We start from the raw sequence: 23,759 nt of genomic DNA, 5'->3' as shown, positions 1-23,759 counted from the left end.
CGCCGCCACCACCCCGATGCGCTCGCAACAAATCCTGAGTCTCGTGCTCGCGTGGGCGGTCGCGCCGCTGTCGGCCGCCCTCAGCTACGGCCAAAACACGCCCGCCACTCCCACCAGCTTCCCCGGCGCGGACACCGTGATCTACCGCGACGCGCAACCGGAGCCGGTGCGGCTGCACATCGTCAAACCCGCCGGCTGGAAACCGACCGATCGGCGGCCCGCCCTCGTGAAATTTTTCGGCGGCGGCTGGCAACACGGCACCCCGGAAAAATCCATCGGTGGCGCCCGCGCCGCCGCCCGCCTCGGCATGGTGGGCTTCGCGCCCGATTATCGGGTCGTCCAGCGTTGGCCGGACAGTGATGCCAGTCACACCGTGGCCGACGCGCGCCGCGCGATTCGCTGGATCCAGGACCACGCCGACGAACTCGGCGTGGACCCACAACGCATCATCGTTGTCGGCTCCTCCGCTGGCGCGCACCTCGCCCTGTGGACCGCCATCACGACCTCACCGCCCGAGCTGACCGAGGAGGAGGAGGCTCCGCGCTTTAAACCCGCCGCGCTCATCCTCTCTTCCCCGCCCTCCGACACCTCGGCCGCGACTGGCGTGGGCGGCGACCGCTTCAACGTCGCCGAGCCCGACCGTTATTCACCGCTGCAACACCTCGATGCGACGATGCCGCCGGTGTTGTTGATCCACGGCGATGCCGATCGCCTCGTGCCCTTTGCCCAATCCGTTGCCCTGCACGCCGCCTTGGTGGCGACCGGCAACACCTGCGAGTTTCACCCCGTGCCCGGCGGCGGGCACAACTACACGCAGGATGTCCCGAGCTGGAAGCGAAAGGTGCCGGAACTCCAAAGCGATTTTCTTACCCGCCTGCATCTGTTGCCCGTCGCCAACGAGGACTGAAGTGCCATCCTTTTCGCCATGCCCCTCCTCCCCAAACTTGCCGGTAAACGCGCTCTGATTACCGCCGGTGCCCAAGGCATCGGCCTCGCTATTGCGGAGGCGTTGCTCGAAGCCGGCTGCGACGTCTTTGTGCACTATCACTCCAGCGCCACCGGCTCGGCGGCCCTCGCCACCCGCGCCAGTCATCTCGACCGCCGTTTTGCCGCCGCCGCGGCTGATCTCACCGCCCCCGGTAGCGGCGACGAACTGGTGGCCAGCGCCGCCGCTGAACTGGGTGGCATCGACCTGTTGATCAACAATGCCGGTTCCCTCATCGCCCGCCACGACCTCGCCGAGATCGATGATGGCTTCTGGGAACGCGTCATGTCGCTCAACATGCAAAGCATGATGCGTGTCACCCGCGCGGCCCTGCCGCATCTCACCGCCGCCGCCCGTCAGCACGGAGGCGCCAGCATCGTCAATCTCGCCTCGCTCGCCGGCCGCAAGGGCGGCCACGGGGGCTCCCTCGCCTACGCCACCGCCAAAGGCGCCGTGCTCACCTTCACCCGGGCGCTCGCCGCCGAACTCGGCCCGGTCGGCATCCGCGTCAACGCCCTCGCCCCGGGCCTCATCCTCGGCACCGCCTTTCACAACACGCACACCACCGACGACTCCGCCCGCGCCACCATCGCCGCCATCCCGCTCGGTCGCGCCGGCACCGCCGCCGACGTCGCCCGCGCCGCCGTGTATCTGGCCAGCGAATACGATGGTTTCATCACCGGCGCCACCCTCGATGTGAACGGCGGCGTCTGGTGCGGCTGATTCCCCGAACGAAGTCTGCCATGCAACGCCTCGCCCTCGCATTCCTGCTGCTGGCGGCCGCCCTGCGCGCCGCGCCCGAACTCTCCCTCACGCTTGATCATGCCGACTGGGTGTATGGCCTCGATGACACCGCCACCTTCACGGTGCGCGTGCTCGACGACGGTCAGCCCGTGCCCGACGCAACGGTCACCTACCAACTCGGCCCGGAGCGCTTCGAAACCGACTACGCGGCGGTCACTGTGCCCGCCGCCGGGCTGGTGCTCACCGGCTCAATGACCTCGCCCGGCTTCCTGCGCTGCAAAGTCAGCTACGGTGAACAGAGTGCGCTCGCCACCGCCGCCTTCGCGCCGGAGCAACTCACGGTCACCCAAACCGATCCGGCCGATTTCGACGCCTTCTGGGCGAGCTACATCGAACGCCTCGCCGCCATCCCGATGAACCTCAGCCGCGAACTCGACGTGGAGGCTTCGACCGAGGAAGTGCTCGTCTACAAAGTAAGTTTTGATGCCTGGAATTTCAGCGACCGCCCCATGCGTTTCTACGGCATGCTCACCATGCCCGCCGCGCCCGGTCGCTACCCAGCCGTCCTGCGCGTGCCGGGCGCCGGGGTGCGCCCTTACACCGGCGAGAAGTCGCTCGCGGCGCGCGGTATGATTGTGCTTCAGATCGGCATTCACGGCATCCCGGTGGATCTGCCCGAGCCGCTCTACCAAAACCTCCGCGCCGGAGCGTTGAACTACTACCCGGAGTTCAACCTCGATAACCGCGACCGCTATTACTTCCTGCGCGTCTACCTCGCCTGTCTGCGCGCCAACGATGTGCTCACCCAGGAGGAAAACTGGGACAATACGCGCCTCGTGGTCGCCGGCGGCAGCCAAGGCGGACAACTCTCGATCGTGACCTCCGCGCTCGATCCACGCGTCACCGGCACCGTCACCAACTACCCCGCCTACTGCGACACCACGGGCTACCTGACCGGCCGCGCCGGCGGCTGGCCGCATCTCTTGTCCAAGCCGGAAAACCAAACCGCCGCCAAACTGGAGACCACGCGCTATTACGACACCGCCAATTTCGCGCGTCGCTTGCACGCCCCGATCAGCCTGGCCTTCGGCTACAACGACGAAACCTGCCCGCCCACCAGCATGCAGGCCGTCTACAACCTCATCGCGGTGGAAAAGACGCTCATGATCGAAAAGGAAATGGGCCACCGCTCCTCCCGCCCCTTCGCGAAACACTACGCCGATCGCGTCGCCGCGATGGCCGGCGTGCAGTAAGGCGAGGCCGGCACCGCGTCGCCCCTCCTTCCACCGCACGCGGGCGACACGCCCGCGGCTACATCCCTCGTCCGAGTGTAGCAGCGGCCCTCTCGGCCGCTCTACGTTGCCCCTCGGCCGCGTGGTCAAACCACTCCAACGTTAGCGCGAGCAAGCTCGCGGCCTACCGGGCGGCTTCGAACACGGCATTGTAGGCTGCGAGCTTGCTCGCGCTACGCTGCCTCTCCGCCGTCCGCCGCTCTCCCGGGGTCACCGACCCCGGCTACAGCACCTCATCCCTGCTAATCCGAGTGATCCGTGGCCACTCCGTCTCCTCCGGTGACTTCCTCTGTGCCTTTCTGTGTCCCCCTCTGAGACCTCTGTATCCAAGCCCCCCTGCCTCGCTGCTGCATTCCCCTCCGCTCCCAAACGCAGAAGGCCACGGATCCCGCGGGCCCTCGCGAGGCACCGTGTGATCCGTGGCCGGGTGTTCGATCTGTGTCCTAACTTATAACTAACCCCAAGAACTCTCTAGAACTCAGAAGCTCAGGTCGTAGGTGCCGGTGAAGGAGCGGCCCTGACCCGGTCCGGCGGAACCGTAGGTGTAAACCTCGTCGCTGAGGTTGCGCACGTTCAGCTGCACCTTGTGGCGATAGCGGCGCTCATGCGTGCGCCAGCTGTAACCCACACCGGCTTCAAAGATGCCATACGAGTCGTTGAAGATGGACTCGCGACCGTCGTCGACCCGGGCTTCACCGCTGTAGATCAACTCACCTTCCGGCAGGTCGGCAAAGATGAGGCGACCATTCGGCAGACGCAGATTCTGAATCGGACGGCTGCTGCTCGCGGTGATACGACGACCGGTGGAGGGATTCACCAGCGACTCGCCGTAATACTTGTATCCGCCGGTGAAATACAGGCCCTTGAGCGTGCCGTTTTTGACGGTGTATTTCACGCCCACGCCCAAATTGTCCTTCGGCGCGCGACGCAGCGGGATGCCCTCGAGGTGCGGGGCCTGGGCGTGGCTAACATACTTGGCGTCGACATAACCGTAGCCGCCGAAGAACTGCAGGCTCGGCGTGACGACCCAGTTGAAATCGAACTCCACACCCGACGAGGTCTCGGCGCCGGAAAGCACCGTGATGGTGGCGCCGGTATCGAGGTCGAAGGTGTCACGGGCCACGTTGGCGCGATCGATATCAAAGTAGGTCGTGGTGAAGGTGAGGCGCCCTTCCAGCATGTCGGCCTTGAAGCCAGCTTCCCAGCCTTCGCCGGTTTCGTTCGGCAGGTCGTAGGTCGAACCATCGATGGCGCGGCCCACGCCAAATTGCGGCACGAACGACTTGGAGGTGCTGGCGAAGAGCGAAAGTCCCGGCGTGACGCGCCAGTTGCCGCCCAACTGGTAGGTGGTCTCGTTGATGTTGCGACGACTGTCGGTGTTGTTGCGCAGATCGCGGGCGTGGCTGTCGACGTAGTCGTAACGCACGCCGGCCATGAGGTTGATGCGCTCATCGGCGAGGGTCATGCGCTCGCTCAGGAACACGCCCCAGAGATCGAGGGAGTTATCCTCTTTCTGCGACAGCGCGTAGAGCGAGGGGTCCTCGCGGTAAGTCACAAAATCGTAGTTGGGGTTGGCCGGATCAAGGCCGCCCAGCACGTCGGCCGGCATGCCGCCATTGGCGATCGCGGTGGCGGTCATGTCCCAACGCTCCGGGGTCTCAGTCTGACGCTGGTAATCGACTGTGAGCAGCGTTTTGTGCGAGACGGAGCCACTCTCCCACGAAGCCAGCAGGTCCGTCTGCCAACTCGCGCCACCTTCACCATAGGGACGCAGGCGCGGGGTGCCGCGATCCATCAGACCGGTGGCCGAATTGATCCGGCTGCGGCTGCCGACTTCCTGGCGCTCCAAGCCGCGCTCGAACCAGTTGCCGCTGCTGCGCAGGGAGAAGATGTCGTTAAAGCGATGCTCAAAGGTCGCCGTCACATTGTGCACGTAGCGGTCGGAATAGTTGAGCGGTCCCTGCGGATTAAAATCCATCAGGTCGAGAGCGAGCCCCGTGTAGCGGGTATAGGTGCGGCCTTCCCGGTAGGGGTCATCCGCGACCTCGGTCAGCATCGGGATACTCGTGCTCGCGATCGCCACTTCGTCGCGCTCCAACCACTCGTATTCCATCAGGAAGCTGGTGTCGCTGTTGGGTTTCCAGAGCAACTGCGCGGCCACCGTGCGCTGCTCCTTGTGCTTAAACGGCTGGTCGTAGTCGTTGGCGTGATGGGCCGCATCAATGCGGTAGAACCACGACTCGCTGTCCTTGACCGGACCGGTGGACGAAAGCCGCACGCGATACATGTCGTCGCTGCCCCCGTAGAGGGTCATCTGCGTCTTCTGCTTCGCCTCGGGTTTCTTGGTGATCACGTTGATCGTGCCGCCCGGCAGCACCGTGCCGTAGATCGACGCGGCGGGGCCTTTGATCACTTCGGCGCGACTGACGTTGACCTTGTCGATCAGACCGATGCGACGAAAGCCATTGCGCAGCTGCACGTCGGCATCAAAGCCGCGCAGGTTGTAGCCGGTGGAGAGCGTTTCCCACACCGAGACACTACTGGTGTAGCCGAACTGTTCACGGAACTCAAAGGCCGCGAAGTCATCGAGGAACTCGCCGGTCACGACATTGACCGAAAACGGCAGGTCGCGAATCCGACTGGCGACACGCGTGCCGGTGGTGGACTCCGCCGCACCATACTCGCTGGGCGTGGTGGCGGTGACGGAAAATTCCTTGAGCGTGACGACCTCCTCATTGGTGGGCTCATCGTCCGCGGCTTCAGTTTGCGCCGGCAGATGGGCGCACGACAAGGTCGCCAACGACGCAGCAAGGGACAACCGCGGCAAGGCGGTCAGACCGAAAAACGGTTTCATAAACAACTGGGTTAGGGGGATGCGGGGGATGCGTCGTCCCGGCAGCGAATTCGCCGCCAAGGCACGACTTCGAGAAATCAGCGTTGTTGCTATCGCGCCTCTCGCGCGGTCCGGCAAGCTCAAATTTATAATTATTATTCTCGTCCACGTTCGCCTCGTCCGATTGCCTGTTTCTCCTCTTACGAACCGGTTTTATTATTATTTGTGGCGCAGCCATACGTCGCCCCCCTCGCTCACTTGGCATCTTCATTCCCATGTTCAACGCTCGCGCTGCCCGCCCTCTTTCCTTCTCCACGCTCGGGTGCCCCTCTCTTGATTGGGACTCAACCCTGGACCTCGCTCAGGCCTCCGGCATGGCGGGCATCGAACTACGCTGTCTTCGTGGCGAGACCTTGGAGCCGACTAACGTAGCGGACCTTTTGCCTAGACCGCCGAACGCCCGACACGACCTCACTCAGCGCCAACTCAAAGTCCCGATGCTCGGCACCTCGGTGAAGCTACTCGAGGCAACGACCGCAGACATCACCGCGCTACAGACCTTGGGCGCCACCGCCGACGCGCTGGATTGTCCGTGGTTGCGCGTCTTTGATGGCGGCGACGCGAGCACCCCACCCTCCGCAAGCCACTGGGCTCAGGTCGCCGCGTGGATGGCGGATTGGGAAACGCAGCGAAATCGCGCCGGTATTCGCACCCAGTTGGCTGTCGAAACGCACGACGCGCTGGTGCATCCGCTCGCGCTACAAGCGCTGCGCCAGCAACTGCCCGACCTCGCCGTGTTGTGGGATCTGCACCATACGTGGCGCGCCGGCGTCGCGTTGCCCGACACCGCGGCCCTGCTGGGCGACGCCGTGTGTCACGTGCACCTCAAGGACAGCATCAACAAACCCTCACCGCGCAAACCCTTCACCTACTGCCTGCCCGGCGACGGCAAATTTCCGTGGGCCGAAGCGCTCACCGTCCTGAACCAACTCGGCTACCGTGGCGCACTGTCACTTGAGTGGGAGCAACACTGGCATCCCTACCTGCCGCCGCTGGCCGAAGCCCTCCCCCGTTTCCGCGCGCTGTGTGAGACTTAGCGTGTTGCCGCCAGGTGGACGCGGACGTCCTCGACCGCGTCAGCCCGGCCTCTTCGCCAGGATCAGTCGAGCCATCGACCAATCCCGGCAAAAAAGAACGACCATCCACCTATTCCGTCGCGCGAGCCGCCTGCGCTTCGGCGATGATGGTCGCCTCGAGCTCGCGGGGCACGCGTTCGTGACTCACATAGGTTTCGGTGTGCACGCCCCGACTCGCGGTGAGGGAACGCAGGCGCGTGCTGTAGTTATGCAACTCGCGTTGCGGCACATGCGCCTTGATCGCTTGGAAGTGCCCGTCGGCGTCGACGCCCATGATGCGACCGCGCCGCGAGGACAGATCGCCCAACACGTCACCCACGCAGTCTTCCGGCACCGTCACCACAATCTCGTAGATCGGCTCCATGAGTCCCGGACGAGCCTGCGCAAACGCGTCCTTGAAGGCGTGATACCCCGCGATCTGGAAGGCGATGTCCTTGGAGTCCACCGGGTGCATCTTGCCGTCGTAGAAATCGATCTGCACATCGACAATGTTGCAGCCAGCGATGACGCCTTCCTGACACGCTTGATGCACGCCCTTCTCCACGGAGGGCACAAACACGCGGTCCACATTGGTGCCGACCAGAGACTGTTTAAAATCGATCCCGGAGCCCGGTTCACCCGGCGCGATGCGCAGCCACACTTCGGCGAACTGCCCGGCGCCGCCGGATTGTTTCTTATGACGATATTTGGCTTCGCCGGTCCCGCTGATCGTCTCGCGATACGGCACGCGCGGCGGCACCATCGAAACCTTCACCCCGAATCGGCGCACGAGCCGCTCCAGGGTAACCTGCAGGTGAATCTCGCCTTGGCCTGAGATGATCGTCTGATGCACCTCGTCATCCACCCGATGGTGGAAGGACGGATCCTCCTCGCGCAGGGTGTTGAGCCCCACCGCAAACTTGTCCTCGTCACCGCGCGATTCGCACACCAGCGCGCCATGGATATTGGGCCGCGGGAACTTGACCGCGGGCAATACAACCGGGCGCTCCGGATCGCAGAGCGTGTTGCCCGTGTGGGTGTCGCGCAGCTTCACCGCCGCACCGATGTCACCCGCACCGAGCACCGTGGTGGGCGCACGTTTGTGCCCATTCAGGTAATACAACTGGCCGATGCGCTCCGTGGTGTTGCGCGCCGGATTGAAGAGCTCCTGACCATTGCGCACCTCGCCGGCATACACGCGGAAGAGCGAAAACTCACCCACGCCCGGCTCGTTCATCGTCTTGAAGACGTGCATCACCGTGCCTTTGTCCGCCAAGTCGACCTCGATCATCACACCTTCCGGCGTGCGCCCCTTCACGCGATGATGGTCCACCGGCGAAGACTCATACTTGGCAATGTGGTCGAGCAAACGACTCACGCCGATGTTGTTCAGGCCCGACACCGCGAAAACCGGCACAAACACGCCGTCTTCCAAGGCCTGGTGCAGCCCCTGGCGCAGCTCCTCTTCGCTCAGGCCGTCCTGCTCGAAAAATTTCTCCATCAGCGCGTTGTCCGACTCCGCCACATATTCGATCAGCTGCCGGTGCAGGGCCTTCACCTGATCCGCCAGCGCGCCCTCCGCCGGTGCCTCCGTGAAGGCGCCCGATTGGTCGGTCCGGTAGGTCAACACCTCACTGCGCATGACATCGAGCAGCCGATTGAACCCGGGGCCGCCCTCGAGCGGCAGGGTGAGCGGAAACACGTTGGTGCCAAAGTGTTCGCGCGCCTGTTCCAGCACCGCGTTGAAATCCGTATTGGGTTTATCGATACCGGTGACCACCAGCGTTTTGGGCAGGTGAAACTCATCGGCCGCTTTCCACATCTTGTCGGTGCCGGCGGCAACGCCCTGGCTGGCATTCACCACAATCACCGCGGAATCACCGACGCGCAGCGCGCTCAACGCCTCGCCGCTGAAGTCCTGGTAACCGGGGGCGTCCAATAGATTCAGTTTCGCGCCCGCCCACTCCAGGGTGAGCAGCGTCGCATGCACGGAGATGCCGTGGTCCTTTTCGCTGGGATGAAAGTCTGACTGCGTGGTGCCAGCTTCGATCGAACCCATGCGGCCGATCTCACCGGCGCAGGCCAGCATGGCTTCCGCAAGCACGGTTTTTCCGGCTGAGGCGTGGCCGACCAGGGTTAAGTTTCTAATTTTGGGAGCGGGGTAGTCGGCCATGGGGGTATTCCTATGATTGGGGGTTTATTCAGGCCCGCGCGCGGTCTCCGATTGCCGTGGCGAGCCTTGAGTCGCTCGCTCCTTCGGTCCGGCCGCGTCCACTATGCCGCTCTGGGCGGCGGGTGGGCTCCACTGTAGCGCGTGCCAACATGGTGACGATTTTGCGACGTTACCCGCCGCTCGCCAACGCCGAAACGTCCCCAGCCCAAGCCGTGCACATGCATTGGCAAAAGGTGAGGCATCAGCAGCTTGCCCAAGCCGATCCCGCGCCCCCTGTCGCATTTTCTTTTCGCTCCCCTCTGCCCCACCCGCCAAGGTCCCGCCATGCCCCTTCCGCTCGCTTCGGTGACCGACCTGCTCGCTGCACTGGGTCCTCTCGTAGCCACTGCTGCCATCTGCGGTATCGTGCTTCGCATCGCCCACTGGCTGCTCCTCGGCCGCTTTCCCAACCTCGGCAACGAGCGCCGGCTGCCCCGCCAGTTGATCATGGTGTTTCTCGCCCTTGTCGCCATCGCGCTGCTCGCCCTAGCCCTGCCGGTCAGTGACAGCAGCCGTAACCAGGTGCTCGGGCTCATCGGCCTCATCATCTCGGGCATGTTCGCGTTCTCCTCCACCACCATCCTCGCCAACCTCACCGCCGGGATGATGCTGCGGATCACCAAACCGTTTCGCACTGGCGACTTCATCCGCGTCGAGGACCACTTTGGTCGCGTCTCCGAGCGCGGGCTGCTCGACACCGAGGTCCAGACCGAACACCGCGACCTCATTGCCTTTCCCCACACTTTCTTGATCACCCACCCGGTCACCACCATCCGCGCCTCCGGCACCATCGTCTCCACCTCCCTCTCGCTCGGCTACGACGTCCACCACGCGACCATCGACGGGCTGCTCAAACAGGCCGCGTCCGACGCCGGCCTCACCGATCCGTTTGTGCAAGTCAGCGAACTCGGCGACTACGCCGTCACCTACCGCGTCGCCGGGCTGCTCACTGAGGTGAAAAGCCTGCTCACCACCCGCTCCATCCTCAACCGCCACGTGCTCGACGCGCTCCACGGCGCGGGCATCGAAATCGCCTCGCCTGCCATCATGAACCAGCGGCGCATTCCCGAGGAACAGCCCATCATGCCCTCCGCCGCCACCCCGGTTTCCAGCTCGACCCAACCCGAGCCCCCCACCGCGGAAACCCTCGCCTTTGACAAAGCCGAGGAAGCCGAAGCCGCCGAAATCCGGCTCGCCGAGATCGAAGCCGAAATCAAACGCCTCGAAGCCGATCCACGCGCCACCGGCAAAGACGCCGCCCCCGCCCTCGCCGCCAAGATTCAACGCCTCCAGGAAGAGCGCGAATCCCTCCTGCGTAAACATGACGACCACGAGTCCACCTCGTCCTGAAACGCCGTTCTGTTCACGCTCGCCCAACGTCCTGCCCCATGCCCCTCCTTCGCCTCATCGCCCTGTGCTGCGCACTCGCGCCGCTGCTCGCCACCGCCGCCAGCACGACCACCGCCGCCGACCGCCCCAACATCCTCTGGCTCACCAGTGAGGATCACGGTCCCGACATGGGCTGCTACGGCGACGACTACGCCACCACGCCCCATGTCGATGCCCTCGCCAGTCGCGGGCTGCGCTACGATCACGCGTGGTCCAACGCCCCGGTCTGCGCGCCCGCCCGCACCACCCTTATCAGCGGACTCTATCCACCCTCCACCGGCACCCAACACATGCGCAGCTTCGCGCCCGCGCCCGCCGGCAAGGCGCCCTACCCGACCTTCCTGCGCGAAGCCGGTTACTACTGCACCAACAACGAAAAGACCGATTACAACCTCTCCACCCCAGCCGACCTCTGGGACGAATCCTCCCGCAGCGCCCACTGGCGCAATCGCGCCGATCCCTCCCAGCCCTTCTTCGCCATCTTCAACGCCTTTCAGAGTCACGAGAGCCAGCTGCGCAAACGCCCCCACGAGGCCATTCACGATCCGGCCCACGCGCCCGTCCCGCCCTATCACCCCAACGCCCCCGCCGTGCGCCAGGACTGGGCGCAATATTACGACAGCGTGACCGCCGCCGATGCTGCCGCCGGCGCCCGCCTGGCCGAACTCGCCGCCGACGGCCTCACCGAAGACACCATCATCTTCTACTACAGCGATCACGGCGCGGGCATGCCGGGCCACAAACGCAACCCCAACAACCGCGGCCAACAGATCGCGTTGGTCGTCTACATCCCGGAGAAATTCGCCCACCTCCGCTCCGCCGACTACACGCCCGGCGGAGCCACCGACCGCCTGGTCAGCTTCGTCGATTTTGCGCCGACCCTGCTCAGCTTGATCGGCATCAAGCCTCCGGAATGGATGCAAGGTCACGCCTTCCTCGGCGAACATCTCACGCCCGCGCCGGAGTTCATGTTTGGTTTCCGCGGTCGCATGGACGAACGCACCGACTTTGTCCGCACCGTCACCGACGGTCACTACGTTTACGTGCGCAACTTCCGCCCGGATCTCCCCGCCGGCCAACACGTCGCTTACCAATTTCAGACCCCGACCACCCGCCTGTGGTTTGAACAATGGCAGGCCGGCGAACTCAACGCCGCCCAAGCTGCCTTCTGGGAGCCCACCCCGCCCGAAGAACTCTACGACCTCCACACCGATCCACTCGAGATCCACAACCTCGCCAACGATCCGGCCCACGTCGCGACCAAAGACCGGCTCTCTTCCGCGCTCTTTCAACACCTCATCGCCACCCGGGACCTCGGCTTCCTGCCCGAAGGCGAAATCAAATGCCGGGCCGGCGACACGTCGCCCTACGACTGGGCCCGCGAGTCCGGCCACTACGACGTGCACCGCCTCGCCACCGTCGCCGGTCGTGCCACCCTCGGCCCGCCGCTTCCTACCGCCGTAGTGGAACGCCAACTACAGGACAACGACTCCGCGGTGCGTTACTGGACGCTGCGCCATCTCGGCCTGCAGCACCCGTCGGTCGCTTACGATCACGTCCCCCATCTGCGGAACATGCTCGATGACCCGTCGCCCGAGGTCGCCATCGCCGCCGCCGAGCTCCTCGTCCACCGCGGCAACCGCAACGACCGCGCCCTCGCGCTCGAACACCTCGGTGCCTTCGCCGATCCCACCCACGATCACTTCGCCGCGGTCTCGGCCCTGCAGGTCATCGACCAACTCGGCCCCATTGCCTCTCCGCTCCACCCGCTGCTCAAAACCTATCCGCGCGAGTCCACGGATCTGCCGCACCCGCGCTACGGCGGTTACGTCGACCGATTGCTCGAACACATTCTCGCCGGCAACGAAACCGAGCAGCCCGAATAACGCCGTCGGGCATAAAGCCCGACCCACAAATTTGGATGCGGAGCTTTGCCGTGGGTCGGGCTTCACGCCCGACACGCTCTGCCTCTCCGCGCGCTCGACTCGCCGCTTCAGCGCATCGAGAACGTCACGCGGCCCAGCTTGCCAAAATCGGCCACGTAACGTCCGGCCTTGGCCGACACCACCTGCCCCATCGCGCCCGTGATCAACAGGTCATTGCGCTTCACTTCGTAACCTTCGCGCAGGCGTTGGCGCACCAGCCATAGCAACGCCTCCCATGGGTCGCCCATCACATCGCTGCCGACGCCCGTGGCAATTTCTTCGCCACCGCGTTCCAAGGTCACTGCAACATCGTTCAAGTCGACCAAGCCCACTCGCTTGGGGCGCCCCACCACCACCGTCGAGGCCGCCACATTACTGCCGATGAGATCCGCCGGCGTGATCCGCTCCTCGGTGAAATCCACATTGGGCAACTCCACCACCGGCACGATTTCGCGCACATACTCCTTCAGCTCCTCCACATTGGCCGGCGCTTCGCGGATGGTGAGCTTCAGCACAAACCCGATCTCCATTTCGATCATCACCCCGTCCTTGCCGCGCAGGCTCACAAAGGTCGCGGTATTTTTCAGGTGTGACTTCAAGAGCTCCCCGGCCACCGGCTCCAATAACCCAAATTTCACCTGCGCCGCCTCCGACGTCGCCCCGGCTTTGTGCCCGACGACTTCGTCACCGGCTTCGACCAACTTCTTCACCAACTCACGCTGCACCCGGTAACCCATGTATTCGGTCGGATTGCGGCTGGTGACGCCGATGGCCGGAATCGGATGTTTGCGGTCGAGCGCTTTGATGATCTCGTCGGCCCATTCGCCGGGCTCCTGAGCGGACAAGGTGGCGATGGAGAGCACAGTAGCGGCGGCAAAACGGAAGAGTCGAGTCAGGGTAGGCATGGCAATTTCGGGAGGTCTGCAGGTTGGCGAAAGCAGGGCGCGTGCGAACACACTACGCTACCGCACCACAAAATCGAAGTAGGTTTCCGGATACGGCTCGTCGCGCAGGGTAAAGTGCCACCACTCCGCCTCGTAGGCAATCCAGCCGTGTTTTTCCATGACGGCGCGCAGTCGCTTTCGGTTGGCCTGCGCCTCGGCCGAAACCGCCTCCGAGCTGCTGGCAGACTCCGGCCCAAAAAAATCAAACGGCGTGCCCATCGGTAGCTCCTGCCATGTGCCGTCGGCTACCCGTCGCAGCAAGGACACGTCCACCGTGCTCCCTCGCGAGTGGCCCGATTCCAGCGCGATGTAACCTCGTTCAAACAACTCCGCTTTCGGCACGTCCGGATAATACGTCGCCTTCGTCCGCTGATCATCTTCATCCCGCGCCCAGCGCACGAAGTGCAACACCGCCCGTTGCGGCCGGTATGCATCGAACACCTTTAGACTCAGTCCCTGCTCCAACAGCGCCTGTTGCACCGCGCGCAACGACTGTGCCGCGGGCACGGTCAAAACCACAGTCGGCGCCTCATACCCGTGAATGGGCTCCCCCACAAAATTATCCGCCGTCGCATAACGCGGCTCCTGCTGCACGGTCGGCGCGACCTCCGCCAGACGCACAAACCCCGCGGGCAACGATCCGACCTCGCCGTCGTCCGCCCGACAACTCGTCCCTGCGAGCACGACTCCGAGTGTCCCCAGCATCAGTCTGTTTCGCCAGAACCCCATCGACTCCACCCTTGGCCCAAAAACCCGCGGCGCGCAACCTCCAGCTCCAGCGCGTTTCTGGGGTCAACGGTCAGCCTGCCATCCCTCGCTTCCCCCGGTCATGCGACCGACGTTTTTCACCTACCCCGGCTTCACCTCCACCCCGCCTCATCATGACCTCTCTGCCCCTCGGACGCCGCGTCGCTGCGTTCTCCATGCTCATGCTCCTCGGCACCTTGCTTAGCCCCCTCGCTCGTGCCGAATCCTCCCTCCCGCGCAGCGGCTCGCCCGAAGCGCAGGGTGTTTCGTCGGCGGCCATTCAAGCCTTCATCGACGACGTCGACGCCAACATCGACGCGCTGCACAGCTTCATGCTCGTGCGCCACGGTCAGGTGGTCGCCGAGGGCTGGTGGACGCCTCACCACGCCGACGCCCAGCACATGTTCTTTTCCCTCTCCAAGAGCTTCACCTCCACCGCCGTGGGCATGGCCATCGCCGAGGGGCACTTCACGCTCAACACGCCCATAATCGAACTGTTCCCCGCCGAGGCGCCCGCCGAGCCGTCCGACCACCTCCGCAACATGCGCGTGCGCGATCTGCTCGCCATGAACACCGGCCACCACGACGAGGACCTAAGTAAATTCTCTTGGGCCGGCACCGCCGACACCACGCTCGTGAACGACTTCCTGCACCTGCCCGTCGCCCACAAACCCGGCACCCACTTCCTCTACAATACTCCCGCCTCCTACGTGCTCGCCGCCGCCGTGGAAAAAACGACCGGCGAGAGCCTCATCGACTACCTCACGCCGCGCCTGTTTGAACCACTCGGGATCAACACCCCGCACTGGGACCAGAGCAAAGACGGCGTGGCCTTCGGCGGCTTCGGTATGCGCGCCACCACTGAAGACATCGCCAAGCTCGGCCAACTCTACCTGCAGCAAGGCGAGTGGAACGCCCAACGCCTCCTGCCCGCCGACTACGTCGCGGCCGCCACTCGCAAACAGTCCTCCAACGGCAGCAACCCCGAAAGCGATTGGGACCAGGGTTATGGTTACCAATTCTGGCGCTGCATCCCCGGCTTCTACCGCGGCGACGGTCGCTTCGGTCAGTTCTGTATCGTCATGCCCCAATACGACGCCGTCGTCGCCATCACGTCCGGCACCAACGACATGGGCGGCGTCATGAAAGCCGTCTGGAAACACCTCCTGCCCGGCCTCGCGCCTGTGCCGCTGCCCGCCGACAACACCGCCGCCGCCGCCCTCGCCGAACGCCTGAGTCACCTCAGCTACGACCGTCCCGCCGGCGCCGCCACCTCGCCTCTCGCCGCCACCGTCAGCGGCCGCACCTACCAGCTGCCCGCCAACGCCTCCCGCTTCAGCGCTGTATCCATCGAGTTTGGACAAGACCAGGCCACCTTCCACGGCACCGTGGATGGTGAAACGCACACGCTCGCCGTCGGTTACGACCGCTGGCTGACCGGCCGCACCGGCGCCTTCCAAGTGCTCGAAAACCGTCCCATGCCCGGCACCGCGCAGGACGTCGGCGCCGCCGGAGCGTGGACCGACGAAAACACCTTCACCGTGCGTTTCAGCCTCCCTGAGACCACCTACACCCCCGAGCTCGCCCTCCACTTCAGCCCCGACGGCGACGCCGTCACCGTCACCCCACTCGTCTTCCCCCTCAACGACGGGAAACCCTTCGCTCCAGTGCAGAGCAGTCCCTGACAATATCCGGGATGCCAATGGTGTTGCGCGCCCCTGCTGCCTCCGGCTTCGTCGAACGTGATCGACTGGCCGTCATCTCACCCTCCCCCGCTTCATGCCCGCAACCATTCGCCCCGTCAGGTCCGCGCTTCGCCAGCGTTCCCTCACGCTCCTCATCGCAGTTCTCGCCGGCGGATTCGCCGCCGTCCACGGCGCCGACGACCCCACGGAACGCGCCACCCCGGTCCCCGCCGACCAACCGATTCCGGTCACTGACTTCTTCCGCCCCTGGCTGTTTTCCCAGCCAGCCCTGAACGGCAAGGGCACCCACGTCGCCGCGGTTGTGCCCATGTCGGCCGACCGCAAAGGCCTGCTCTTCGTCGAGCTGGAGAAGAATAAAATCAAAACCGTCACCCCGTCGGCCAACCGCGACGTCGCCAGCTATGTCTGGCTCAACGACAAACGTGTTCTGCTCACGGTGGTGGAGGACAACCTCTACGCCTCCGGTCTCTACATTGCCGAGCCCAGCGGGAAGTCCTTCTCCGTCGAGCAGAACAGCGCCTGCCAAATCATCGGCCTCCCCCTCGAGACGCCCGACTTCCCGCTCGTGTGGGTCCGGCGCAACGCCTACGATGATGGTCGCGACTACGGCGTGGTGCAGATCAACACCCGCGTCGGCATCCGCTCCCGCCGCGAGGAACACGTCCTCGGGGGCACCGGCTTCCAATCCAATAACGACCCGCTCTCGACCTACGGCATCCAGGCCACCGTCAAACGCACGTTTCCCAAAGCCCCCGGACCGGTCGTCACGTCCTATTTCACCGATCGTTTGGGCGAACTCGCCTTTGCCACCACAGCCTCAGGCGGCAGGTTCACGCTGCACTATCTCGAGCAGGACGAGTGGCACGAAAGCCCTGCCGATCTCGATGAGATCTACATCATCGGCGCCGGCGATGACCCCGGGGAGCTGATCGTCATGGGGCCCACCCAAGCGGGCTCGCCGCGCGCCCTGCACCGCTTCGACGCCCGCTCGGGCCAACTCGGTGAAATGGTGTATCAGGATGACGCCTACGACCCCGAATCCGCGTCCATCATCCGAGATCCCCGCTCACGGCGCATGATCGGATTGCGGATCGACAGCGTCGCCACCCGCACGGTCTGGTTCGACGAGACCATGCGACAGGTGCAGGCCATGGTGGAACAGAGCCTGCCCCGGCAAATCGTGCTGATCGTCGACATGGACGAGGAGGGACGTCACTTCATCCTCGCCTCCTATTCCGACAAGCAGCCTCCGATCTTTCACGTGCTCGACCTGAAAAAGAAGTCGCTCGGCTTGCTGAAACAGAGCGCGCCCTGGATTGATCCCGATCGCAGTGCGCCCATGCACATCATCCAGTTCAAAGCCCGCGACGGCGTGAAACTGGAAGGGTTCCTCACCATCCCGCCCGCCGCCTCCGAGGCCAATCCGGTGCCCCTGGTCGTCCTGCCGCACGGCGGTCCCTGGGCCAACGATATCTGGGGCTGGGATCCCGAGGTCCAGTTCCTCGCCAGCCGCGGCTACGCCGTCTTCCAACCCAACTACCGCGGCTCCACCGGCTACGATTGGAAATTCCCCGGTGACACCTGGGACTTCGCCAAGATGCACCACGATGTCACCGATGGCGTGAAGGCCCTGCGCAAGATGAGTCTCATCGATCCCGACCGAATCGCCATCATGGGCTCCTCGTTCGGCGGCTACCTGGCCCTCACCGGCGCCACGCAGGAGCCCGACCTGTATCGTTGCGCCATCAGCAACGCCGGCGTTTTCGATTGGCAGGAGTTGATCGACGACATGCAGCGTTTTCGCTTCGAGGATGCTCGTTATCAGGTGCTGCGCCGCAACCTCCTCGAGGCCTCGGCCACTAGCGCGGACCTGGAAGCGATCTCCCCGCTCAATCGGATCGACCAGATCAAGATCCCCGTCTTCGTCGCCCACGGCAAAAAGGATACCGTAGTCTCCATCCGCCAATCGAAACACCTGGTCGATGAACTGGAAAAAAACCACATCCCTCACGAGGTCCTGTTCGCCGGCGGTGAAGGACACGGCATGGAGCAACTGCGCAACCTCGACGCACTCTATTCCCGAATCGAGGCCTTCCTGGCCAAACACCTCTGATTCCCGACCACGCGCCGCAGTTAACGCATAACACGACCGTCACTTGTCGCCCCGGGACAACTGCAGAACCATGCCCTGTGACCCTCCCGTTTTTTTGCGCCCCTAACCGGTGTGCCCGCCTCATCCGCGGCCTGACCGGAACCATCGGAATCCTCGGCGGTGTCGCGGTCGCCACGGCCACCCAACCCGCCACCACCCTGCGCGACGCCTACGCCGGTAAGTTCCGCATCGGGTCGACCGTCAACGGCTGGTATCTGCGCGACCTGTCCAATCCCGCCCTACAAATCTCCGCGCAGCAGTTCGACACCGTCACCTCGGCCAACGCCATGAAGTGGGGCGTCTTTAACCCCGAGCCGGGCGTCTACCACTACGAATACGTCCAGCCCTACATCGACTTCGCCGAGGCGCATGACCTCTACACCATCGGCCATTGCCTTTTCTGGCACAGCCAGACCCCCGACTGGGTTTACGAAGATGCCGAGGGCAACCCGCTCTCCCGCGACGCCCTCCTCGCCCGCATGCGCGAACGCGCCCGCCTCTACGCCGAACGCTGGGGCGACGCCATCGATCTCTGGGACGTCGTCAACGAGTCCATCGAAAGCGACGGCTCAAAACGCCAGTCCAAGTTCAACCAAATCATCGGCGACGACTTCGAGGAACAGGCCTTCCGCATCGCCGCCGAGTTCTTCCCCGACGCCAAGCTCATCTACAACGACTACGGCATGACCGAGCCCGGTCGCCGCGCCGGCGTCGTCGCCATGGTTGAAGACTTCAAAGCCAAGGGCGTGCGCATCGACGGCATCGGCCTGCAGGGCCACTGGTCCATGCACCGTCCGACCATCACCGAGATCGAGGAGTCCATCCTCCACCTCGCCTCCACCGGCCTGCCGCTGCACATCACCGAACTCGACGTCGACTTCCTCGGCCGCGACCAGTTCTTCGGTGCCGATGGCGCCAACGTCGACCTCGCCGCCCGCCAAGCCACGCCGGAAAACAATCCCTTCCCGGATGGCCTGCCCGCCGCCGAACAGGAACGCCTCGCCGACCGCTACGCCGAGATCTTCGCGCTGCTGCTCAAACACGCCGACAAGATCGAACGCGTCACCTTCTGGGGCGTCACCGACGCCGATTCCTGGCTCAACAACTGGCCCGCCCGCGGCCGCACCAATTACCCATTACTCTTCGATCGCGAAGGTCAGCCCAAGCCCGCCTTCCATCGCGTGCTCGAGCTCGCGACCACCCCGTAACACCGGGCCCTCTGACGGCCCGCACAGTAGCCGCGTTGGCGCGCAGCGATCCCGCCTTCGCGGCATCGCCGCGTTATGGTCGCCCTCAGAGACTGCCACCACTCCAACGAACGCGGGCGACACGCCCACGGCTACACCCCGCCTCATCCTGTAGCAGCGGCCGTCTCGGCCGCTTTTCCCCTGGCGTTTCTACGGAAAAACCTGCGCGGCGACCGCGCAGTCCGCCCCGACTTCAGTGCTCATATCCGTGGTTATCCGTGCGATCCGTGGCCCCTTTGCAAATCCGACACCGCAGCCCTAAATTCCTGCCGGTCAAGGGATGCCCACCAATTGGCCAAATGTGCATTTACTTGGGGACCGGTTTGGGACTATTTTTCGACGTGCGCTGCGAAGCACGTCCGTTGTCCATGGAAAACCCCTTCCCCGGTCGTCCGCGCTCCGCTCCGCGAGGAGAATGCGATCATGTCCACGCTCATCGTTTACGCTTCGACTCACGGTTTCACCGAGATGTGCGCCCAGCGCATCGCCCGCGAGTTGCCCGGTCCGGTTGAGACCTTCGACCTGTCCACTCACCCGCATCCCGACCTCTCGAGGGCCGGGGTGATTCTCATTGGCGGCTCGGTCCACATCGGCGCGATCCAACCCGCCGTCGGCGAGTTCTGCGAACGCTACCATGATCGCCTGCTGCGCCATCCCCTCGCGTTGTTTATTTCCTGCATGAAGCAGGACGAGGAAGCCGCCGAACAACTCGAGGCCGCCTACCCCTTGCGCTTGCGCGCCCACGCTTTCGCCACCGCCCGTCTGGGCGGTGCGTTTTATTTTGACCGCATGTCCATGCTGCAGCGCTGGGTCGTCAAAAACATGGCTGGCGTCAAAAAGTCCGTCGAAGACCTCGATACCGCCATGCTCCAGAGCTTCATCGCGACCACCTGCCGCCAGATCCGCCTCTACGAGCGTAAACGGCAACTGGAGACGTCCGGCGTGAACTGACCCGCACGCTCCCCAGCGGTGCCTCCCACCGCCCCCTTTCCCGGCTTTTCTACCCCCTCAAACCTCAAAGCCCCAAACCCCAATGATTGACCAACTCCCCTCCCCCTCCGAGGACACCCTCGTTTTTTCCGCGACCGGCATCCTCAGCGCCCGTGACTACGAATCCGACTTTGCCCCGCGGATCGAACAAGCCATCGCCAAACAGGGCAAAGTGAACCTCGTCCTTCACCTCGACGAAAACTTCGAAGGCTGGGACTTCGGTGCCATGTGGGACGACGCCCGCTTCGGCTACAAACATCGCCACGACTTCAAACACATCGCCGTGGTCGGCGCCCAAGCCTGGTTCAAATGGGCCATGCAACTCGGCTCCAAGGTCCTCGACGGCGAATTCCGCACCTTCGAAGAAGGTCAACTCGACGAGGCCATCGCCTGGATCACCGGCGCCGTGGTCGAAACCGCCAACGCCCGCGACTGACGCTCCCACCACCACCGACACTTTGTGCACCGGCACCACCGGACTGCACTCGCGCGTCTCGCGCGCCCGACGCCCGCCGGCCCCAGCCGGTGGGCGTTTTGTTTGCCGCGCCCCGCCGTGCGTTCGCCTCAGCGATCAGTTCGTCTCGAACAGACCGATGAACTGCTTCGGCACGATCGCCGCGGTGCGGCTGTTGCGGCGCGTGAGCACCTTCTTCGCCCACGCGTCCACTTCCTCGAGCGTGATCTCGTCGACCAGCCCTTCCTTAAGCGCCAGCATCTCTTCGACCGACTCCGGGCGCTCCTGCGCGCGGATGAGTTCCTCCAGCAAAAAGCCGTTGTCCATGAAGGCCCGCCGAATGCGGCTGGAGAGAATACCGCGAGCGCCCTTGAACTCACCTTCGTCGACGCCCTTCCGCGAGATCTCCCAAGCGATGTCTTCGACCAGCCGCGCGATCTTCGTGGTCTCATCGGCCGAGCAATCGATCATCGCCCGCAGCAGGCCAAACTCCGGAAACCCATCGTAGTTTTCAAAACTTGCCGTCGGCGAGTAAGCCATGCCGAGGTTGTTGCGAATCTCTTCGCGCACGTGCAGCTCCAGGATCTTCGAGAGCAGGTAGAGCGCTGCCCGATCCCGCGTGTCGAGTTCGCCCTCGACCGGCCAAACGCCCATCACCATCGCGAGGTGACGCTCGCCCACAAACTCGATGCGCTTGAAGCCCGGCCGCGCCGCCAGCTTCACCGGCTTGCGGTTGCGCGGCACCACCTTCTCCACATCGCGCGTCGGGAGTTGGCCGAGGGTGCGTTGCACCGCCGCCAAGGCATCCTCCTCGCTGATGTCGCCCACGAGGGTGACTTCGACATAGCCTTCCGTCAGCGGCTTTTGCAGCCACTTGCGCACATCGACTGAGCTGAGCCCAAGATAGTCGACCATCGTGCCCCAGGTGAAACGGGCGTCGCCTTCGAAGAGGTAGTCGGTGAATTCGCGCATGCCTTCTTGCATGCCCATCGAGTTGGACGCGCGCGTCATCGCCGCCTTCATCTTCTCGTTGCGGTGCACGTAGGTGCCGAATTTCGGCGCATACAAAAACTCCGTCGCCACCCCGAGCAACGCGGTGAGGTCCTCGCGTTGCGCCGCGCCGCGAAAGGTCAGCGCGTCGTAGTCATCGACGTTGAGATCAAACTCCAGCAGCTGTTCGCCGATGATTTCGCGCAGGTCATCCGGCCCGTAGTTGATCGTGCCGCTGGAGAACAAGGTCTGTAGGCCAAACTCCTTCAGCGCCGGTTCGTTACCCGGCAGGTTGAGCAGCCCCGGGCCCACTCGAACGACCATGCGCACCACTCCGGGTTCGTGCGGAGACGGACGGAAGTTGAAGCGCACGTTGTTGCCAAACTTGAAGAGCTTCGCGCCCACTTCATCGAGGTCGCGCACCAACTCCCACTCGGTCGCCTCGCCCCAATCCTTCAACTCGAAGTGATGCTCCTCACGCTCACTCGGATGCAGTTGGCGCGGATCGTTGTCGCGCGACTTGCCCAGCTCCGTAAGCACCTCGCCGGCCTTGAACTCCGCCGGCAGATCGCCGCTCAGGTGCCAGCTCATCGTGTCCAGTTTCCACAGGTCGCGATACACCGCGTTGACCTGCGCCAAGCTCAAGCCGTCCAGCCACTCGCCCATCCAGTTGATTTCCGTTTCGCGGCCGACGAAGACCTTGTGCTCCACAATGGAGTCGAGCAGCGCTTGACACACCCCATGCGGATCGGAATGCGCCAACTGCTCCCGCAACAACTCGATCATGCGCCGATTCCGGTCGCGCAGCGGCTGCACCTCCGACCACTCAAAACCGTATTGGTAGGTCGAGCGCAGCGTGTCGTCCAAGGCCGCGACATGCGTTTTCCACACCGGCGCGGCCGTCATCACGCTGGCCATCGCCGCCTCGTAACCGAGCAAAGTTTCGTAACCCGCCTCCGCGCCCGGCGTCGGCATCAAGCCCATCTGCAGCCGGCTGTTCAACAGCGTCTGCACGAAGCTGCGCTGCTGGCCCAATACCCGCGCCGCCTTGTTGTCGGCTCCGGCCGGCTCTGCCGCGACCGAAGCCGTCGTGACGCGCACCGAGCCCACGTCGCTGATCCGAAACACATCCGCGCGCATGCCGCGGCTCTCCGCCAGCGCTCCCGTATGCCGCTCCGGCAGCGGCCGCGTGGCCGGTTTCATCGAACCAAAACGCTCGGTGATGATCTGCTCGAGCAGCGCCGGATCAAAATCCCCCGCCGCCACAATCACCATCAGGTCCGGCCGGTAGCAGCGCTCGTAGAAATCGCGAAACTGCTCGGGCCGCAGCGACTCGATGCTCTCCGGCGAACCACCCGGCGTGCGGTTCGGAAAACTCAGGCCCTCAAACATCGTCTGCATCGACGCCAGTTGCCCCCGCGCGCCGATGCTGTCGCGCCCGCGCAGCTCGCTCAGGATCACACCGCGTTCGTTGTCGATCGACTCCGGGGTAAACAACACGCCGTCGGCAAAACTGCGAAACAGGTCCAACCCGCGCCCCAGCAACTCCTCCGAGGCATCGCGAAAATCGAGCGCGTAGGCCGTGTGGTCAAAGGTCGTGATGGCGTTGACGTCGCTGCCGTATTCGATGCCCAGCTCCTGGAAAAAATCCACCATCGCTTCCTCGCTGAAACTCTCCGTGCCGCGGAAACACATGTGCTCGATGAAGTGAGCCAGGCCCCGCTCGTCGTCGCGCTCGTCCATCGAGCCCGAGAGCACCAGAAACTGCAACGTCGCCGCCTGCGGCACCGCATCATGTGGCCGCAGCGCGTAACGCACGCCGTTGGGCAGCTTGCCCCACACCACCCGAGCGTCCGGCGTCAGCGCGCTGTCTTCATGCGCCCATCGGCCCGAGCGCGCGGCCGACTGTGCCTGCAGCCCGATCGCCAGCAGCGCCGTCGCCGCTACCCACCAAGCCAGTTGCCAAAACCTGCGCAGACACGGAGTAAAAAGCATCGTTTGGGAAACAATCCGCCCCCGTCACGATTTCAACCC

16 protein-coding genes are annotated in these 23,759 nt (G+C 64.3%); 11 read left to right on the top strand and 5 right to left on the bottom strand.

The genetic code is table 11. The annotated features are described in order from the left end of the window. Positions 1-16 precede the first annotated feature (16 nt). From K1X11_RS00510 to K1X11_RS00500, 3 genes are read left to right on the top strand one after another with little or no spacing between them, the layout of a single operon-like run. Complete coding sequence (locus K1X11_RS00510; RefSeq protein WP_221029089.1) at positions 17-907, top strand: alpha/beta hydrolase; 891 nt, start codon at positions 17-19, stop codon at positions 905-907. A gap of 18 nt (positions 908-925) precedes the next feature. After that, complete coding sequence (locus K1X11_RS00505; RefSeq protein WP_221029090.1) at positions 926-1,708, top strand: SDR family NAD(P)-dependent oxidoreductase; 783 nt, start codon at positions 926-928, stop codon at positions 1,706-1,708. A gap of 20 nt (positions 1,709-1,728) precedes the next feature. Further along, complete coding sequence (locus K1X11_RS00500; RefSeq protein ID WP_221029091.1) at positions 1,729-2,982, top strand: acetylxylan esterase; 1,254 nt, start codon at positions 1,729-1,731, stop codon at positions 2,980-2,982. 517 nt (positions 2,983-3,499) lie between these two features. On the opposite strand, the gene K1X11_RS00495 is transcribed toward K1X11_RS00500, so the two are convergent. Further along, positions 3,500-5,875, bottom strand: a complete 2,376-nt coding sequence (locus K1X11_RS00495; protein ID WP_221029092.1) for a TonB-dependent siderophore receptor — start codon at positions 5,873-5,875, stop codon at positions 3,500-3,502. Positions 5,876-6,129: 254 nt separating this feature from the next. On the opposite strand from K1X11_RS00495, the gene K1X11_RS00490 reads away from it, so the two are divergent. Further along, positions 6,130-6,951, top strand: a complete 822-nt coding sequence (locus K1X11_RS00490; RefSeq protein WP_221029093.1) for a sugar phosphate isomerase/epimerase family protein — start codon at positions 6,130-6,132, stop codon at positions 6,949-6,951. A gap of 109 nt (positions 6,952-7,060) precedes the next feature. Here the strand turns inward: K1X11_RS00490 and fusA are convergent, their stop codons facing one another. Beyond that, a complete protein-coding gene (fusA, locus tag K1X11_RS00485; protein WP_221029094.1) occupies positions 7,061-9,142 on the bottom strand; it encodes an elongation factor G in 2,082 nt (693 codons plus the stop codon). A gap of 324 nt (positions 9,143-9,466) precedes the next feature. On the opposite strand from fusA, the gene K1X11_RS00480 reads away from it, so the two are divergent. Both K1X11_RS00480 and K1X11_RS00475 read left to right on the top strand, forming a co-directional pair. Continuing rightward, the gene (locus K1X11_RS00480) at positions 9,467-10,531 is read left to right on the top strand and encodes a mechanosensitive ion channel family protein (protein ID WP_221029095.1); all 1,065 of its coding nucleotides are present in this window, start codon (positions 9,467-9,469) and stop codon (positions 10,529-10,531) included. A gap of 38 nt (positions 10,532-10,569) precedes the next feature. After that, positions 10,570-12,456: a sulfatase-like hydrolase/transferase gene (locus tag K1X11_RS00475; protein ID WP_221029096.1), complete on the top strand. Its 1,887-nt coding sequence runs from the start codon at positions 10,570-10,572 to the stop codon at positions 12,454-12,456. Positions 12,457-12,563: 107 nt separating this feature from the next. Here K1X11_RS00475 and K1X11_RS00470 read toward each other — a convergent pair whose 3' ends face one another. Together K1X11_RS00470 and K1X11_RS00465 are read right to left on the bottom strand one after the other, a co-directional pair. Beyond that, complete coding sequence (locus K1X11_RS00470; protein WP_221029097.1) at positions 12,564-13,400, bottom strand: 2-keto-4-pentenoate hydratase; 837 nt, start codon at positions 13,398-13,400, stop codon at positions 12,564-12,566. Positions 13,401-13,457: 57 nt separating this feature from the next. Beyond that, the gene (locus tag K1X11_RS00465; protein ID WP_221029098.1) at positions 13,458-14,144 is read right to left on the bottom strand and encodes a M15 family metallopeptidase; all 687 of its coding nucleotides are present in this window, start codon (positions 14,142-14,144) and stop codon (positions 13,458-13,460) included. 176 nt (positions 14,145-14,320) lie between these two features. Here K1X11_RS00465 and K1X11_RS00460 point away from each other — a divergent pair, with 176 nt between their 5' ends. From K1X11_RS00460 to K1X11_RS00440, 5 genes are all read left to right on the top strand, one after another. Beyond that, the gene (locus K1X11_RS00460) at positions 14,321-15,871 is read left to right on the top strand and encodes a serine hydrolase domain-containing protein (RefSeq protein ID WP_221029099.1); all 1,551 of its coding nucleotides are present in this window, start codon (positions 14,321-14,323) and stop codon (positions 15,869-15,871) included. Between the two features lie 94 nt (positions 15,872-15,965). After that, a complete protein-coding gene (locus K1X11_RS00455; RefSeq protein WP_221029100.1) occupies positions 15,966-18,005 on the top strand; it encodes an alpha/beta hydrolase family protein in 2,040 nt (679 codons plus the stop codon). A 77-nt stretch (positions 18,006-18,082) separates the two neighbouring features. After that, the gene (locus K1X11_RS00450; RefSeq protein ID WP_221029101.1) at positions 18,083-19,252 is read left to right on the top strand and encodes an endo-1,4-beta-xylanase; all 1,170 of its coding nucleotides are present in this window, start codon (positions 18,083-18,085) and stop codon (positions 19,250-19,252) included. Positions 19,253-19,714: 462 nt separating this feature from the next. Beyond that, entirely contained in the window at positions 19,715-20,242 is a 528-nt protein-coding gene (locus K1X11_RS00445; RefSeq protein WP_221029102.1) for a flavodoxin domain-containing protein, read from the top strand. Between the two features lie 82 nt (positions 20,243-20,324). Continuing rightward, positions 20,325-20,717, top strand: coding sequence for a SpoIIAA family protein (locus tag K1X11_RS00440; RefSeq protein ID WP_221029103.1), 393 nt, complete (start codon positions 20,325-20,327; stop codon positions 20,715-20,717). Positions 20,718-20,852: 135 nt separating this feature from the next. Here K1X11_RS00440 and K1X11_RS00435 read toward each other — a convergent pair whose 3' ends face one another. Beyond that, the gene (locus K1X11_RS00435) at positions 20,853-23,720 is read right to left on the bottom strand and encodes a M16 family metallopeptidase (RefSeq protein WP_221029104.1); all 2,868 of its coding nucleotides are present in this window, start codon (positions 23,718-23,720) and stop codon (positions 20,853-20,855) included. Positions 23,721-23,759 lie beyond the last annotated feature (39 nt).

Origin of the sequence: Actomonas aquatica, from assembly GCF_019679435.2 — a bacterium.
GTDB classification, from domain to species: Bacteria; Verrucomicrobiota; Verrucomicrobiia; order Opitutales; family Opitutaceae; genus Actomonas; species Actomonas aquatica.
This window is presented reverse-complemented; position numbering and strand designations above follow the sequence as displayed.